This window comes from Spirosoma arboris, from assembly GCF_009754945.1.
Taxonomy (GTDB): Bacteria; Bacteroidota; Bacteroidia; order Cytophagales; family Spirosomataceae; genus Spirosoma; species Spirosoma arboris.
The window spans coordinates 23,472-39,371 of sequence record NZ_WPIN01000003.1 but is presented as its reverse complement, the minus strand read 5'-3'; the positions used below and the strand labels follow the sequence as shown (position 1 = coordinate 39,371).

15 protein-coding genes and 1 pseudogene are annotated in these 15,900 nt (G+C 45.1%); 7 read left to right on the top strand and 9 right to left on the bottom strand.

Going from position 1 to position 15,900, the window contains the following annotated elements:
* Positions 1–112: 112 nt before the first annotated feature.
* A pseudogene (locus GO755_RS40870) lies at positions 113–1,831 on the bottom strand (CocE/NonD family hydrolase).
* 301 nt (positions 1,832–2,132) lie between these two features.
* Here GO755_RS40870 and holA point away from each other — a divergent pair.
* The 4 genes from holA (at position 2,133) to GO755_RS07885 (ending at position 6,834) form a co-directional block, all read left to right on the top strand.
* A complete protein-coding gene (gene holA, locus GO755_RS07900) occupies positions 2,133–3,167 on the top strand; it encodes a DNA polymerase III subunit delta (RefSeq protein ID WP_157584214.1) in 1,035 nt (344 codons plus the stop codon).
* Positions 3,168–3,359: 192 nt separating this feature from the next.
* A complete protein-coding gene (locus tag GO755_RS07895; protein ID WP_157584213.1) occupies positions 3,360–5,756 on the top strand; it encodes a TonB-dependent receptor in 2,397 nt (798 codons plus the stop codon).
* Between the two features lie 127 nt (positions 5,757–5,883).
* Positions 5,884–6,441, top strand: coding sequence for a hypothetical protein (locus GO755_RS07890; protein WP_157584212.1), 558 nt, complete (start codon positions 5,884–5,886; stop codon positions 6,439–6,441).
* Positions 6,442–6,603: 162 nt separating this feature from the next.
* Positions 6,604–6,834, top strand: coding sequence for a hypothetical protein (locus tag GO755_RS07885; protein WP_157584211.1), 231 nt, complete (start codon positions 6,604–6,606; stop codon positions 6,832–6,834).
* A 481-nt stretch (positions 6,835–7,315) separates the two neighbouring features.
* Here the strand turns inward: GO755_RS07885 and GO755_RS07880 are convergent, their stop codons facing one another.
* The 6 genes from GO755_RS07880 to GO755_RS07855 form a co-directional block, all read right to left on the bottom strand.
* The gene (locus GO755_RS07880) at positions 7,316–8,254 is read right to left on the bottom strand and encodes a dienelactone hydrolase family protein (RefSeq protein WP_157584210.1); all 939 of its coding nucleotides are present in this window, start codon (positions 8,252–8,254) and stop codon (positions 7,316–7,318) included.
* 45 nt (positions 8,255–8,299) lie between these two features.
* The gene (locus tag GO755_RS07875; RefSeq protein ID WP_157584209.1) at positions 8,300–9,226 is read right to left on the bottom strand and encodes a sugar phosphate isomerase/epimerase family protein; all 927 of its coding nucleotides are present in this window, start codon (positions 9,224–9,226) and stop codon (positions 8,300–8,302) included.
* Positions 9,227–9,270: 44 nt separating this feature from the next.
* Complete coding sequence (locus GO755_RS07870) at positions 9,271–11,196, bottom strand: sensor histidine kinase (RefSeq protein WP_157584208.1); 1,926 nt, start codon at positions 11,194–11,196, stop codon at positions 9,271–9,273.
* A gap of 46 nt (positions 11,197–11,242) precedes the next feature.
* Entirely contained in the window at positions 11,243–11,767 is a 525-nt protein-coding gene (locus GO755_RS07865) for a hypothetical protein (RefSeq protein WP_157584207.1), read from the bottom strand.
* 143 nt (positions 11,768–11,910) lie between these two features.
* A complete protein-coding gene (locus GO755_RS07860) occupies positions 11,911–12,258 on the bottom strand; it encodes a hypothetical protein (RefSeq protein WP_157584206.1) in 348 nt (115 codons plus the stop codon).
* Positions 12,259–12,793: 535 nt separating this feature from the next.
* Positions 12,794–13,102: a hypothetical protein gene (locus GO755_RS07855; protein ID WP_157584205.1), complete on the bottom strand. Its 309-nt coding sequence runs from the start codon at positions 13,100–13,102 to the stop codon at positions 12,794–12,796.
* Between the two features lie 291 nt (positions 13,103–13,393).
* Here GO755_RS07855 and GO755_RS07850 point away from each other — a divergent pair, with 291 nt between their 5' ends.
* Together GO755_RS07850 and GO755_RS07845 are read left to right on the top strand one after the other, a co-directional pair.
* Positions 13,394–13,927, top strand: a complete 534-nt coding sequence (locus GO755_RS07850) for a DUF2975 domain-containing protein (protein WP_157584204.1) — start codon at positions 13,394–13,396, stop codon at positions 13,925–13,927.
* 3 nt (positions 13,928–13,930) lie between these two features.
* Complete coding sequence (locus GO755_RS07845) at positions 13,931–14,140, top strand: helix-turn-helix domain-containing protein (RefSeq protein WP_157584203.1); 210 nt, start codon at positions 13,931–13,933, stop codon at positions 14,138–14,140.
* 66 nt (positions 14,141–14,206) lie between these two features.
* On the opposite strand, the gene GO755_RS07840 is transcribed toward GO755_RS07845, so the two are convergent.
* Entirely contained in the window at positions 14,207–14,800 is a 594-nt protein-coding gene (locus tag GO755_RS07840) for an outer membrane beta-barrel protein (protein ID WP_157584202.1), read from the bottom strand.
* A 102-nt stretch (positions 14,801–14,902) separates the two neighbouring features.
* Positions 14,903–15,283 (bottom strand): hypothetical protein, encoded by a 381-nt coding sequence (locus GO755_RS07835; RefSeq protein ID WP_157584201.1) that lies wholly within the window; start codon positions 15,281–15,283, stop codon positions 14,903–14,905.
* Between the two features lie 135 nt (positions 15,284–15,418).
* On the opposite strand from GO755_RS07835, the gene GO755_RS07830 reads away from it, so the two are divergent.
* Complete coding sequence (locus GO755_RS07830) at positions 15,419–15,853, top strand: response regulator (RefSeq protein ID WP_157584200.1); 435 nt, start codon at positions 15,419–15,421, stop codon at positions 15,851–15,853.
* Positions 15,854–15,900 lie beyond the last annotated feature (47 nt).

The window sequence follows — 15,900 nt, the reverse complement described above, 5'->3', positions numbered from 1 at the left end:
CTCGGCGTAGCCAAGCGAGAACGGAGAGAACAGGGGCGGCTTTACCAACATTAATTTTTGGCTAACGATTCGTGATATGAGTTAGAACCCTATCACGAATCGTTGAGGAAAATTATTTTCCGATTACGCTCAACTCCAGATGGGATGGATACGCAGCGGAACGGAAAATAGTATGAGTTGCCTTTTGGTAATCGGTTTCTTTGGCTTCGAAAATATTCGGGACAAATTTCTGTGGGTTACGATCAATGATGGGGAACCAGGTGCTTTGAATCTGCACCATCATCTTGTGCCCTTTCTTGAAAACGTGGTTGATCGTATGTAAATCAATCGTGTACGTTTCTGTTTTGTTGGGCTGAATCGCTTCAGGTTTTTCAAAACTAGTTCGGAATCGCCCCCGAAATACATCATTCGCCACCATAAGCTGGTAGCCACTCATGGCGAGTTGTTGCGGATAGTAAGCCGGATAGACGTCAATCAGTTTAACTACCCAGTCAGCGTCGCTGCCGGTTGTGGCGGCAAATAATTTCGCCAATACCTCACCCGTTACCGTTACATCTTCGGGCAACGCGTCGGTTTCCCAGGAAAGCACATCTGAACGATTGTGCACAAATCGCTGATCTTCTGTCAGCCAGGTTCGCCAGCGGGAACCTGGCCCATAAGTGGCTTCAATGGGACGCGTTCGATAGGGGACAGGTTGGGCTGGATCAGAAACATAGGCGTCGGAGCCAGTGGTAGTTTTAGGCGCGTCAAAGGATAGTTTTCCGTTAGCCTGAAAATACAGATTACGTTTGCCGGCTTCTTTCGGTGGCCAGGTTTCGTAGCGTTTCCAGGTATTGGAGCCTGTTTGAAACGTCACGGCTTCGGCAAAATTCCCTGACCCTTTCCCTTTTAAATAATAAGCAAACCAGGGAGCCTGAATCTCTTTTCGGAAAGTAACAGACGTAGCAGTATCGAACTTGATATTTCCCAGCGTGCGCCCATCACTCCGGCCCCATCCCCCGTGATTCCAAGGGCCTGCCACCAGAAAGTTTTTATGGGCCTGATCTTGCTTTTCCCAGAGCTGATACGCTTTTAGCGGACCATAAAAATCTTCCTGATCCCACCAGCCAGCTACGTTCATCGTGGGGATTTTGGGACTATCGATGCGGTTAATCAAGGATTGTTTCTGCCAGAACGAGTCGTAGTTAGGGTGTTTTACAAAGTCGTTCCAGGTTGGTAATTTCTCTTTGAAATACAGCTTGTTAACGTTCGAAAGTGGGCCTAGTTTCAGCTACCAGTCGTAGGTGTCATAATTTGGAAAGGGAAACAGGGAATCCGTTTTAGTAGCTTCTTCCATAAAGGCATATTCGAAGCCATAACTCAGTCGAAAAGCACCATTGTGATGAAAATCGTCGCCCAGAAACATATCCGAGGGCGTTGCCTGCTCCGAAACGGTTGCCAGGGCTGGGTGCGGATCAATGGCCGCAACTGCAGTTGTCCAGCCAGCGTACGAAATTCCGTACATGCCCACTTTTTTATTGTTGTTGGGAATATGCGCCAGTAGCCACTCAATGGTGTCGTAGGTGTCAGTACTTTCATCAATGGCTTTGAGATCTTTTTTATTGCGCGTAAATCGCTGCATTTCAAAGGTGCCTTCTGATTTATAGCGGCCTCGAATATCCTGGTACACAAAGATGTAGCCATCGTCTGCCATGTCTTTTACGTACGGAATCCGATCCGGGGTTTCGGTTCCACTAACGCCGTAAGGTGTGCGAGTCAGCAAAAAAGGGAGCGGCTCTTTACTGACTTTGAGCGTATAAATTACCGTATTCAGCCGAACGCCATCGCGCATCGGAATCATCACTTCCTGCCGTTCATACGGGCTAGGTGTTTGGGCAATTGTTGAAGAGGATAAAAGTAAAAGTAGTCCATTTAGCCAGAGGAGAACGATTTTCATTGATGGAAGCGGTTGTAAGTGAAGAGATAAATATAGAAAACGTGGCCCTACTTTTCGTCGTAATTAGGTTGCGACGTTTTAATTCGGCACAAATGATTGTTAAGCGTTATTTTTGTGAGTTCCAGATTCAATGTTTTAAGCGCCAGATTACGATTGATCTGGAACTTGAAACCTGAAACATTAAACTGTTCGTGTTTTGATTCCTGCCGTTGACGCCCTTTTGAAAGACATCCGTAACAAACGGATTGCTCCTGTGTATCTGATTCATGGCGATGAGCCGTTTTACATCGACCGTATTGCCGAAGAGCTTGAAAAAGTGGCCGTTCCGGTTGCCGAACGGGGATTTAATCAATTTGTGCTATTTGGAAAAGATACGGATGCTGGGGCCGTTCTGAACTATGCCCGGCGCTATCCATTCATGGCTGAGCGGCAGCTGGTGCTTGTGAAAGAAGCCCAGCAGATGAATGGTATCAATGACAAATCGGCTCAGACGCTTTTTGAAGACTACGCCCTGAATCCGCTTTCCAGCACAATTTTAATGCTTTGTTACACGCGGGAAGATGGAAAACCTGCCCTTGATGAGCGGAAGGCATGGGTAAAAGCTTTCGGAGCGAAGGGTAAGTTACTGGGTGTTAAGAAGCTCTACGACAACAAAATACCCGATTGGGTAGGGGAGTACTGCCGCGAGCAGGGTGCAAAGGTCAGTCCTAAAGCTTGCCAGCTCTTAGCCGATCACATTGGCAACGACCTTAAACGACTGGCCAGTGAGATCGACAAAATTCTGATTAACCTCCACGTTGGCGAAGAAATTTCGGCCGCTACGGTCGAGCGACTGGTGGGGATCAGTAAGGAATACAACGTCTTTGAATTGCAAAAAGCCCTTTCGCAGCGCGATGTTGTAAAAGCGAACCAGATTGTGGATTATTTCGGGCGCAATCCGAAAGACAATCCACTGGTAGTCATTCTGGCGCAGTTATTTGGCTATTTCAGTAAAGTACTACTCGTACAGGCATCCAAAGATCAATCAGATAAAGGACTGGCTCCCTTGCTCGGGGTCAATCCGTTTTTTGTGAAAGATTATCTCTCGGCAGCCCGTACGTTCCCCTTACCCAAAGTCGCCGGCATTATCCACGCCATCCGTCGGGCCGACGCCCAAAGTAAAGGTATCGACACGCCAACAATGAGCGAAAGCGACATACTGCGAGAGTTAGTATTTGAGGTATTGCATTAGATCAAACTAGTAAGCAATCTGATTCTGAGTTTAGTTGAGGGTCTTTCGAAAAGGCCCTGCTAAAACCTCCTGTCCGAAAAAAAATCAATAAAAATTGAACGCCTGTAGGTGAGTTCACTTCTTTTATCTATTATTGCAACGTTGTTGCATAAATAAACTTGCTATTGGTTAATAGCAGGCGGAGAGGAACTGATGCGGAATTTTTGGAGAATTAGTTTGGTGAGCGGTCTATTCGTCAGTGTGGTTTCATTGAGCCTTGCTCAATCGATCACATGTACGACTAAACTGAGCGGGAAGATTTTAGGAACTGAAAACCGCGAGCCACTGATTGGTGCAACTGTTTATGTGCGTGAACTTTCGACGGGTGCCGTGGCCGATTCGAGCGGATTTTTTCAGATTGATCGGGTTTGCCCAGGGAAGTATACGCTTGTTTATCAATTTGTTGGTTATAAAACGAGAGAATTGCTCGTTCGTGTTACGAAAGATTCAGTAGTTACCGGAGCTTCAGTGCAATTAGCGCCTGAAAACCAGACGTTGCAGGAAGTTATCGTTACCGAGCACCGTTCCGAAGCCCAGCAATTGCTCCAGACGCAGGTTAGTTTGTCGGGGGCAGCTCTCGACCAAACGCGAGGTCAATCGCTAGGGGAGAGCCTGAAATCGCTCGCGGGTTTGTATTCGATTCAGACCGGTCCCAGTATTTCCAAACCGGTTATTCATGGGCTTTACAGCAACCGGATCATTATTCTGAACAATGGTATTCGGCAGGAAGATCAGCAGTGGGGAACCGAGCACGCGCCCCAGGTAGACCAGTTTCTGGCTGCCCGATTGACTGTTATTAAAGGAGCCGCCAGCATTCGGTATGGTTCAGATGCCATTGGGGGTGTCATTTTAGTTGAACCCAAGCCAATGCCTACCCAGGTGGGAATTGGTGGCGAAGTAAACGTAGTTGGTGGGACGAATGGCGGTCTGGGTGTGGCATCGGGTATGCTGGAAGGAGCGTTCGACAAGAAATTAGCAGGATTAAGCTGGCGGTTGCAGGGAACGGTCAAGCGGTCGGGCTACGTGCGAACCCCTAATTATTACCTGGAAAATACCAGCTACCACGAAAATAACTTTTCGGGCGATCTGCATTACGATCACCGAAACTGGGGGACTGAAGTATTTTATAGTCAGTTCGATACGAAAGTTGGGTTGTTTACAGGGGCTCAGGTAGGTAGTCTGGCTGATTTGTACGCAGCCATTAGCAGCCCACAACCACTAGTGCAGCCGGGTTTTTCGTATGCGCTCGACCGCCCGTATCAGGATGTCCAGCATGATTTGCTGAAAGTGCGGGCCTATATTCATGGAGCTAAAGGAGGCACACTAACCGCTACGTTCGCTCGTCAGCAGAACACCCGTCGGGAATACGATTATGTTTCATTCAGTGGAGCGCTCAATCCCGAATTATACCTCAAATTAGTTACGCACACCACTGACCTGGTTTGGGAGCACGCGCCGATCAAAACCAAAACCGCTGGCCAATGGTCGGGTAGTCTCGGCTTCAATGGCATTACCCAGGGCAACGTCCGTCAGTATTTGTTTTTGATCCCGAACTTCCGAAACTATGGCGCGGGTCTGTTTGCCATTGAACGGTATGCTGTTGGTCCCTGGACGGTGGAGGGCGGATTGCGCTACGACTACAGGTGGTTACGGGCCTATTTTCTGGATGAAGCTACCAAACAAACGTACAGTGAAACCCACAACTGGCAGAACGCGAATGGTTCACTGGGTGTAGCCTATCAGCTTCGGCCTGATCTGACACTGACGGCTAACCTGAGTACTGCCTGGCGCGCACCTAATGTAGCAGATCTGTACTCGAATGGCCTGCACCAAAGTGCGGTGGCCTACGAACGGGGCAATCCGAATCTCCAACCTGAGCAGGCCTACAATGGCAATCTTGTGCTGGCTTATGCAGGCAAGCGGCTAAGTGGAGAAATTGGCATCTATAACAACCTCATTAATAACTACATCTACCTCAAACCGGATTCGGTTCCGATTATCCGGCAACGAGGTGCTTTCCCGTCGTATACATACACGCAGGTACAGGCTACCTTTCGCGGCATTGATGCTACCCTGAACTATAAACTGACCGATCAACTAACGCTAACGACTAAAAACTCGCTGTTGTACGCCTATAATCACACCGATCATGGATACCTGGTGTTTATTCCACCCAATCGGTCTGACAATAGCCTGCGTTACGACTGGTCAAGGGTAGGAAAACTAGCAAACCTTTACGTCTCTCTGACTGGATTGTATGTTGCCCGCCAGAATAGGGCTCCGGCTGTAACGACCCGGCAGGAGAACGGGCAGATCATCTTTACCGGCGATTTTTTGGCTCCGCCACCTGCTTATTTTCTGTTAGGGGCCGAACTTGGGTTTATGACGCAGGTGGGCAGGCAGTCAATGAATGTTAGTTTAAGTGGGTCCAATCTGGCCAATGTAGCCTACCGCGACTACCTGAACCGCTTTCGCTACTTCGCCGATGAGCCAGGCCGTAATATACTCTTGAAAATTAAGCTGCCTTTCTCTGTAGGCAAACACTCCTGAATAGATAACAGATTTTTAATCAATGACTTACTGTAGTTTCTGATGATCCTAGACTAACTAGGGTAGGGGCCTTTATTAACATTTTTCAATTAGTAACAAACTGTTTCACGTTTAAACTTTGAAAGTTATGAAGTACTTTAAAAACCAGTTGATCTGGCTCGCCGGTGTTGCACTACTGGCTGGAGCGTGTAATAAAGATGAGCAAAATGTGGCGCCAACCGATGACAATGAGGCCATTACAACAGCTACACTCACATTAACGAACAAGGCCACTCCAACTGAGAGTGTAACGGCAACCATCGAAAATCTGAATACGACCCCCGATTTTAGCAATGCTACCTTGAATCTAAAGGCCAATACGGCTTACACGGGCGTCATCTCCTTACTCGATAAAACGAAAACCCCGGTGCTGGACGCAACAACTGAAATTAGAGAGAAAGCGAACGAACACTTATTCGTATATACACCTACGCCCTCGAATCTGTTAACGATAACGTTGACTGACATAGATACCAATCCTTCACCGGGTCCGTATCCCATCGGGTTAACAACTGAAATGAAAACCGGAGCTGCTGGTTCTGGTAAGCTAAAGGTTGTATTGCGACACCAGCCTAACGCTAAAAATGGTACCGCTGCACCGGGATCATCCGATTTAGATACAGATTTTACGGTGGTGGTTAAATAGCAGCGATTAAGGATATTATGTGGCTGATAATAAGTGAGTTAATAGGATGATTTAGTCGCTTAATAATGGACTTTATTTGCCTAAAAAGTGCCTGTTTTTATGCTGAAAGTTGCGTTTATTTTGTTCTTAGGATAGAACATAAACAACTAATTTTTAAGCAAAATGGAGTCTATTCACCTGTATACTGTAGCGGCTAATACGTCAGATGTGAGACCTGCCCGCGCCACCCGTCGCAAGGTAAACGGATCGGCAACGGCAGCCCTGCTAATTAAAATGGCAGCCGAAATACTGACTGCCTCTCCGACACTCAGGAAGAATGCTAATATTACGCTAATGGATTTAGCTGCGGCTGATAAAGTGCGGAAAGAATTGCAGAAAAAGACTGGCTACTAGTAGCGAGTGTTCATAATACTCACTGACAGATACGGCCCCGTTATTCATAATGGGGCCGTATCTGTCAAAGCTTATATGGGCCAATCTTAGGAAACGCATATTTAAGACTAAGTTTCTGTAAAAAGGTAACATTTAATATAAAATAATAAAAAAACGCTGACCTTATTCAAGTCAGCGTTTCCCATATACCCATATATGTAGCTCAAAGAAATCTGTAAACAGATTTCCAATGAGCATAAATTAATATGCAATAATTGAGCCAATATATATTATTGGCTCGTCCGTTTGATCAGATTTTGCAGCATATTTAGTCCTATAAGAGCTAAGAGACTACATGGCAGTACCCAAAACAAAAAACGCCAGGTCTAATAGTCCCAGCGTTTTTCACCCCAAATCTAACTTTCGTCACAATATGTTTCGACCAAGGTGTGACGCCCACTCACTCAGTATACGGATGGATGAACCTCAAGGTTGCGTTAGCTTATAGCCATTGGCGATAAAAGGACATAATATCTGCCCGCATGGCTTCGGTCTCCTGGTGCCCAGATTCATAAATTACTAATTTCCAGGCGCTTGGATTGCCGTCCTGAGCGTAAATTTCGGTTAAATGCTGGTTTATTTTTTCCAGACCAGCCAATGGTGTTAACGGGTCGAATCGACCAGCTAAACTAAAATGGGGGCGGGGAGAAATCAGGCCATTGATTTGCCAGGTGGTAAACTGAGTCAGTAAGCTGGGAACGTAATAGTAAATGCCGTGTAAACCAAGCCCTTTGGCCTCTAAAAGCGACTGGTAATCCGTCAGGCAACATAGGTCAACGCATACCTTTATCCGTTCGTCTAATGCAGCCAGCCACCAGGCCATTGTGCTCCCCATAGACATACCCATTGTGGCTATTCGTCGGACATCGATATCTGGGCGAGTTTGCAGGTAATCCAAAGCCCGTAAATGGTCATACACCATCATGCCCCACAGTACCTGACCATTCCACAGCATCTCCTTAAACGTGTCCATTTCTCCACGTCCCTGACGTTCGCCAAAGCACCAACTGTCAATACATAAGCCTGCATAACCCGCTCGGGCCAGCGCCAGCGCATAGGGTGGCTGTTGCATTTCGGGTCGGCCCAGAACAAATTCATTTTTCCCGACCCCATACTGTCCAAAATGCGAATGGTTAAATAAAACGATGGGCAGTCGGCCCGGTTTATTCTTTGGTTTGGTAAAATAAGCGGCTGCTTTTTCCAGCCCATTGATATCGAGAAGGAGTTTTTCCGTGATCAGTTCATCGGTTTCCTGCGTAGAGATGAGTTCTACCGTTATAGGTCGTTTCCGTTCAGGGAGTTTTCCTAACAACTGATAGAGCTCCTTCCGCTGTTTGGCCTTGCTGGACGCTACCGATTGGATAGAAGAGTTACCGGACATAAAAAAGGGCGCTTATACTGACTATAGAATTTTACAAATCTTCGCTCAGCCAATGGCTGCCAATGCTTTCTTTACTTTTTCGTAAAAGACAGGGACTTTTTCGCGCGGATCGCCTTTGCCAAGCGTTTCGATGGGCAAATAACCCCGATAGCCTGAGTTACGAACAATCTGCATAATCTTGTTCAGGTCGGTTTCTACCTCGCGACCATCAACAAACAGATTTTCTTTGAGTTGCCAGGTAGCCGCGTAAGGAGCCACTCGGGCAATTTGTTCGTAAGGATCACCTAGTTTAAAACTGCCAATATCCAGATTTACGGCTAGCCAGTCTGAATTGACCCGACGCACAATGTCCAGAACATGATCGGCCGTTTGAATGAAATCCGCATGATTTTGCACAACAATCATAATCCCTTTCTGAGCTGCATACGCCGTACATTCACGAATTGCATCGACAACCCAGCCCGTAACCTCTTCCCGATTATAGTTCGCAGGTAACTCTTTGCCGATACCGGCAAACACCCGCAGGACAGGTGCTCCCAGCCGAGCTGCCAGATCCGTCCATTTGTTAACTAAGGCTACTTCGGCTTTTCTTCGGCCTGGATCAGGCAGGGTAAAATCGTTTCGTACGCCTGTTCCACTAATGTCGAGACCTAATCGAAAGGCTTTGCGCTTGATCTGGTAAACGTAATTGTCCTCGGGTAAAGCGGGGTAATTCGGAAAGTAATAGGCCGTTGGATCAACGGCGTCGAAACCAAGCTCAGCGCAAAATGTGAGTACCTGTTCGAGGGTCATTTGACCACTCATCAGGGGCTCATTGAACGAGTAGAGGTTGCAACTGAGCTTGAGATTCTTTGCCTTGCCTGTACCAGTCGTTGCTGCCGCCAATAATGGTTGTTCTGTAATTGCCGCCAGAGGGAGGCTGGCAACGGCAATTCTAAAAAAAGCCCTTCGGTCAGTTTTTCGTAAATTCATACAAGTAAGGGTCGGTAATTATAGACAATGTTTTTGCGTATGTACTAGGCGGCAACGGCTTCATTGGCCGTAGGTAACTCGATGATGAACTCGGTACCTTCTCCTTCCTGACTCTGAACCTGCAAGGAACCATTGTGCCCTTTGGTAATGATATCGTAAGAGAGGGAGAGGCCTAAGCCTGTACCTGCGCCACTTGGCTTCGTGGTAAAGAATGGCTGGAAAATCTTCTCTTTGACCGCCTGGGGTATGCCCGTCCCATTATCACGTATTCGAATCTCCACCTGATTGCCCAGTCGTTTCGTACTAATTTTTACGGATGGATGGTAATTATCGGGTTGCAGCTTTTTCTTTTCCGAAACGGCGTAGAAGGCATTGTTTAACAAATTGAGCAACACCCGACCTAAATCCTGTGACACGACGGCCACCTTACCTAAGGCAGGATCGAAGTCAGTTTTTAACTCAGCGTTAAATGTCTTGTCTTTGGCGCGTAACCCGTGGTAAGACAACCGCATGTATTCATCGCAGAGTGCGTTCAAATCTGTTGATTCACGTTCGCCGGTAGAGGTGCGGGAGTGTTCGAGCATACCTTTAACGATGGCTGAGGCCCGGCCACCATGATGCGTAATTTTCTGGAGGTTCAGCGTAAGATCGCCTAGAATCTCGTCAGCATACTCTTTGTCCGAATCAGACAACTGTTGGAAAGGCCCTTCTTTTAATTCGTCCACTAACTCGGTGCTGACTTCGGAAAAGTTGTTAACAAAGTTGAGTGGATTCTGAATTTCGTGGGCAATACCTGCTGTTAGTTCGCCCAGTGAAGCCATCTTTTCGGATTGAATAAGCTGATTCTGAGTAGTCTTTAACTCGGCCAGCGTTTGTTGAAGGGCTTCTTTTTGCTCATGCAATTGTTGATTTGCCAGATGCTTAGCCCGGTTATTACGGGTCAAAATCAGCGCGAACGCTATCAAAAGAACGATGATTCCGACAAGCGCTAGCACAAACTGCCGTTGTCGGTTCGATTCCTGTTCGCGCAACTGCCGATCTTTAGTCAGTAGTTTGATTTGGGCTTCCTTTTTGAGTAGGTTCTGTTTGTAAGCCAGTGATGCCAGACGCCGGGTGGTTGTTTCGGCGGTTAAGCTGTCTTTATAGGCACTGTATTGTAAAAAATACTGGTATGCCTTCGCATAGTCACCTTCTTGGGCGAACGCCTTACTCATCGCCTGACTGGAGTCACGACGTTTCCGTTGTTCCTTAAGTTGACTCACAACCACTGGATTACTCTTATCAAAATGAATAAGCGTGTCGAGTAACCTATCGACGATGTCCGCCTTAAAATGAAAATGATGCTCCCGAGGGGGCTCGTAGGGAGCTGTGGGTATCGGAGGTGTATACTCGTAGGGGTTCGGTTGGAAGGAGCGCCTGTCAGTTAGTCGTTTATCTGGTTGCGTGTTCGTTTCAAAAGGAAACGACCTGGATTTTCCTCTACCCATCATCGATGCACTGACTTTTAGGGCTGACCCCAATGATTCCAGGACAGGGACAAACGATGCGGAAAATATGGGCGCAATTCGACTGCTTGTTCGTTGAATCCGGGATACCTGATTCATTGTCCAGACAGCTTCTTTTAAATCATGGATTTGTTCTGCAACTTGACTGGCTTGCTGCAAAAGAGCTGTTGCCTGCTGGGGTTGCTGTTGCTGTAGTCGTAGGCCTGCTAACTGACAAAGAGCAATTACCTGACCAGCTGGATAGGCAAGCTGGCGGGTTAGCGTAAGCAAAGAATCAGCTAGTTGAACAGAGCTAACAGGCTGACTCAATGCTCCTTTCAAACGACTAATATCATTTTTTGGAATTTGGGGCAAACCACTTAACAGACTATCTGTCTGAATTACCTGTGCCTGTAAGGGAATTACTGTTACAGTTAGAAACAGCGTAACACGCAGGAAAATACGAAAAGGTGAAGGCTGTTTCATGAGTAAACAATCAATAAACCGTACGATTATACAACAAAAGCAACGCTCATTGGCCAATCTGTCTACTGGGAGGAAATCGATTAAGGGCCGCTGAATTGCTAGGACTAGAAGCAAAAACCTTTACTTCACTCAACAAAATACGATCGCCTATCTGGTAACCGTGAGGTAGTACGTTAGTGGGTACAATCGGGTTGGCCCCTTCTCCATAATGAGTAAAACAAAAAGCGATCGGTAGTACATAGCTTCCGGCTAAACTAGGTTTTAGGGCAGGCATATGTTTTAAACCGGTCTGTATTTCGTAGTCAAACCCATAGAGTTTTCTCATTTGAGTACTCATTTTAGGGTAAAGCACTGAAATATTGCGAATGTGTCCCTGTGGATCAATATCAAATCCAGCATAAAAGCGGCCATATATAGCTCTGGAGGCCGGGTTAACAGGATAGTGAATGCGATGGGATGCTACTTGCGTAAAGACCGGATCTTGATCCAGCGCTGTAGAGGCAAACTGAGCAATGGTTAGTCGGCTGACTAGCAATAAGCTTAGGAAGGAAAGTTGAGTTAGCTTGTTCATAAAGCAAGTCAATAATAAAGGCTTTCTGCAAAATAGTGTGCCCCAATAACACTTCCATGTGTCTATTTTATTTCATTGGGATGCGTTGTACTAGCCAAAATAAGAAAGTAAAGCTTTTTTAGGATAGATAGATGGTAAATAATTTATACAGGGTCGATACGCATTTCTGCTGCAAGCACCCATCCTTCCAGCCCTATAGAGGCCTTTATGATAAAAAATACATAATCACCTTCACTAACCATTTTTGCGTACTGATCAGGTATATCCTGATCAACTATAATTCCTTTAGTTAATGAATGCTTGTCGAAGGGAGCAATGGAAAAAAGTACATTTTGGACGCCAAAAGAGCATAACTCCCACCACTCAACTGTTAGAAAGACAATCTGATATTTTTCTCCTGAAGGATGCGTGGCTTTTAGGATGAGCTCTTGACTGGCCTCATCATGCTCGATACCAGTTATTTCTGCATCGTGTAAATTAATATCTGTCATGGGCTATTTTATAATTTTATTTTCTAAAGCTATTGGAAATAACTGATAATAAATTATTTATGCTTCTGCCAAATAAATTAACTTATATAAAGGTACTTCTAGTCGGAATCACCAAAGAGCAATTGAATAAATGGATTCTAAAAGCGGGACTTTACGACTGGTACGTGCCTAATGCACAGCACTTAGCCTGAATTTGGCCAGCTAATGTCAGGCTAAAATTGTTTGTTCTATAAAATCCAACTGTTTCGACATTGCAGTCAGATAAACATCAACAGTCTGGAAATTCATAAATTCTTTATCGCGCAGACTTAGCCCTTTTCCTCGATAAACTGAACTTTCAATTTTGGGATCAGCGTATAATCAAATTCAAAATCAACTTGTTGTCGGCAGTTTTTGCATTCGGCAACACCGGTACTAACCAGCCCTGACTCTATACTGGTCAGAATATGAAATAGTTTATCAAATTCTTCCTCTTTAGAAGTCCAGTCACCCTCCAGGGCCCTGCACGCTTGACAAGCCATAGACAGGTTTTTAATTAATGTTTATGCACACTGAAGAGATAGGGGCTAATGCTATTTCTCTTTACAACGATCACCGTTCGACAGGTGTCGCAATACACCATGCCGTACTCTTTTATTCCATCTACTAAGAGGTGCCGTTCATCCGGGCTTAGGCATTCGGTACCTAGATCATAAGCTCGCTGGGCAATTGCCAGAGCTGGTTCCTTGAGGACGTTCGCAGCCAGAAGTTCATACAGAAACCCATTAAAATCCTCGTAACTATAATTCCCCTCTTTCACACCAGCATAGACTACTTCGGCTTTTTGGTAAATAGGGATTTCCATTGGAATTAGGGCTGTAGGCTAGTCTACAGGACACCAAATAAAGAAAACAGGCAACAGATTACTACTCGTAAATACTGAAATGCTTTCGGAAAAGGTACCCATCAGCATACCAGTAGGGTTTTCGCTGGGAGCCGTGCCACGGTTCAATTGGTTTGCCTGGATAACCGTGGCACGGCTCCCAGCGAAAACCCTACAGAAATCGCTCCGTGAAAAAATAAAATTATTTTTAATTTATCGTTTATAGATAAATATTTATCTATATTTGATGCATATTTACTTAATATCAATAAGATGGAACTCAAGCCAACAAACACAAAACAGATCCTGAGTGTAATGCAAATCATTACCTGGATAGCTTACATTGGGCTTTGTATAAAAACCGGCGCAATTCTGATTTCTTTTGGAGTCAGTTTTGTAAACCCCGAAGCCGCAAAGGATCTCTATAAGGGGCTGGATCTGGATAGCCTCCGGCAACTAAACTTTGCCTACTATGCTGCGCTGGTCTCCTTCATGGTGGCTATATTGATGATGAAAGCACACGTCTTTTATCTGGTGACCAAAATCTTATCTAAAATAACCCTGGCAAATCCATTTAAAATGGAAGTAGCCCAGACCCTTGAGAAAGTCAGTTACTTCTTACTGGGAACCTGGATTGTCGGAATGTTGAGCCATGCCTACACATCCTGGTTGCTGAAACGAACCGGAGAGATTTTTGACAGTGGGTCTACGGATGACTTCTTATTTATGGCTGGCCTGGTGTTTATTATCTCGCAGGTCTTTAAACGAGGTGTGGAAATCCAAAATGAAAATGAATTAACCGTATAAGCCATGCCAATTACTGTAAACTTGGATGTAATGATGGCCAAGCGGAAAATGTCATTAAATGAACTATCGGAAAAAGTGGACATTACACTGGCTAATCTTTCGGTGCTCAAAACCGGAAAAGCAAAAGCCATACGATTCACGACCCTAGAGGCCATTTGCAAGGCATTGGACTGTCAGCCAGGCGATTTACTGGAGTATGTGAATGAGGTTTAAGGTGAGCCCAACCTGGATCTTTAATAAAAAAGCCAGCCCTGATGGGGGCGGAGCCATCTTCATAAATCAGCCACCGAAGAAGATGTTGAAACCAATCCCTAAGGTGGCATTTTTGTAGCTATAATTGGTCCCATCACCTATACCTGAGTCGTTCGTCGTTTTTACGCTATACCAATTGTAGCCTAGCTGGGCATTTAACGAAATGTTCTGATTCAGAAAATAAGCCAAACCTAAGGAGGGTGTCAATGTCGTAGAATTTGATTTCGAGTTTATTTCGTCAATACTGTTGTCAGTATGGTAATTAGAATGCGAAAATGTATACGCAATGTCTAGATAAGGCTTAAGCTTAGACGGGCCGATGTAGTAGCGGGCGAAGGGAGAGACGCCTATAGTTGTTGATTGGTTCTTTTGGCTATTAACAAACCCAGTGTAGTTTCCTGAAACATAACTAAAGGGGATACCGATTCCTAAAAGCCAGTTTTTGGCAACAAAATAGCCCGCAGAGGGGCTTATTGATGCTGAAAAGCTTTTCCCAAAGTCGTTCTTTTGATAGGAAAATGAACCAATGCTGACACCAGCGTTCCAGCGTCCTTTTTCGGTTTGTGCCTTTACTGAAAAGTGGATTAAGAGAAGCAGAACTATATAAATGGTGTTTTTCATAACTGAGAAGTAGTTGATTATAGTTGAAATCTCTGGTGCAATTACATAAAAACTAGAATTAATTGAGCTATTGCCAGACTTAAAAAAAGTTAATTCTAGCCTCTATTTAGTAAGAGTAGATGTCACTGCAACACTTGGATAGGAGGGACCCATAGTAGTACAGGCCCGCTCTTCACTGGCTGTCACTTTACGAATCGTAACCTGGAGGCTTGTTCCAGCCTTCGAGTAAATTGAGTCGAGGTTGATAGCGTAATACAAGGTATTGGGAGAGGTTAATCCAATAAGCTTGCCTACTTCAGCGGTTCGAGACCCAAAATCGAGCAATGGTAATTTACAATCCCCGCCAATACCTTGTACAGACACGTCAAAAGTTGATGTTACCTGATCGTCCTGGCTTTTAGTACAAGCAGCTACGAGTAAGATCATTACAGCAAAAAGCGAAGAAGTCGTTCTCATTTTATTGTATTTGATGCCCTGTTTCATAAGCACAGGCAATTGGTTAGCATTGAAGTTAGGTAATAGCTGGATTGTAAATCTCCAGCATGTAAACAACCCTTTTTTTAACTAATACCGATATAGATGGTTGTACTAGGCATTATCTACTCAACTTAGTGCAACATGGAAAATCATGGCCCAATCATTTTTATAGATGAAGACGACGATGACAAAGAAATGGTTACGTCAATCTTAAAACAAATTGCTCCTGATAATCAGATCATATACTTTGCTAATGGACAGCAAATGTTGGATTACTTAGATAATACAGATGAACCGCCGTTTCTAATTATTTCCGAAGTCTTTACTCCGCTAATGAGTGGTCTGGAGCTACTGGATCGTTTAAATCAATTCTCTGCTTTAAAGGCTAAATCAATTCCCTTTATTCTGATCACGTCTCCAATTGATAAACATCTGGTTGAGGAAGCTTATAAGGGGCATGTACAAGGAATTTTTGAGAAGAAACACAGTCTTGAGGAAATGAAGCGCCAATTCCAGGCAATCCTGGATTATTGGACTACTAGCTTATATCCGAATCAGTTTGCCAAAAAAGAGTGAATTGGAGTGCCTGCCGAACACATCAACAAGCCGCCAGCCGCTGGTAG

Excerpts from the sequence above, each read along its gene's own strand:
- GO755_RS07830 (WP_157584200.1), top strand. The coding sequence starts at position 15,419 with ATGGAAAATCATGGCCCAATCATTTTTATAGATGAAGACGACGATGAC.
- GO755_RS07835 (WP_157584201.1), bottom strand. The coding sequence starts at position 15,283 with ATGAAACAGGGCATCAAATACAATAAAATGAGAACGACTTCTTCGCTT.
- GO755_RS07885 (WP_157584211.1), top strand. The coding sequence starts at position 6,604 with ATGGAGTCTATTCACCTGTATACTGTAGCGGCTAATACGTCAGATGTG.
- GO755_RS07880 (WP_157584210.1), bottom strand. The coding sequence starts at position 8,254 with ATGTCCGGTAACTCTTCTATCCAATCGGTAGCGTCCAGCAAGGCCAAA.
- GO755_RS07850 (WP_157584204.1), top strand. The coding sequence starts at position 13,394 with ATGGAACTCAAGCCAACAAACACAAAACAGATCCTGAGTGTAATGCAA.
- GO755_RS07860 (WP_157584206.1), bottom strand. The coding sequence starts at position 12,258 with ATGACAGATATTAATTTACACGATGCAGAAATAACTGGTATCGAGCAT.
- GO755_RS07865 (WP_157584207.1), bottom strand. The coding sequence starts at position 11,767 with ATGAACAAGCTAACTCAACTTTCCTTCCTAAGCTTATTGCTAGTCAGC.
- GO755_RS07890 (WP_157584212.1), top strand. The coding sequence starts at position 5,884 with ATGAAGTACTTTAAAAACCAGTTGATCTGGCTCGCCGGTGTTGCACTA.
- GO755_RS07895 (WP_157584213.1), top strand. The coding sequence starts at position 3,360 with ATGCGGAATTTTTGGAGAATTAGTTTGGTGAGCGGTCTATTCGTCAGT.
- GO755_RS07840 (WP_157584202.1), bottom strand. The coding sequence starts at position 14,800 with ATGAAAAACACCATTTATATAGTTCTGCTTCTCTTAATCCACTTTTCA.
- GO755_RS07870 (WP_157584208.1), bottom strand. The coding sequence starts at position 11,196 with ATGAAACAGCCTTCACCTTTTCGTATTTTCCTGCGTGTTACGCTGTTT.
- GO755_RS07845 (WP_157584203.1), top strand. The coding sequence starts at position 13,931 with ATGCCAATTACTGTAAACTTGGATGTAATGATGGCCAAGCGGAAAATG.
- GO755_RS07875 (WP_157584209.1), bottom strand. The coding sequence starts at position 9,226 with ATGAATTTACGAAAAACTGACCGAAGGGCTTTTTTTAGAATTGCCGTT.
- GO755_RS07855 (WP_157584205.1), bottom strand. The coding sequence starts at position 13,102 with ATGGAAATCCCTATTTACCAAAAAGCCGAAGTAGTCTATGCTGGTGTG.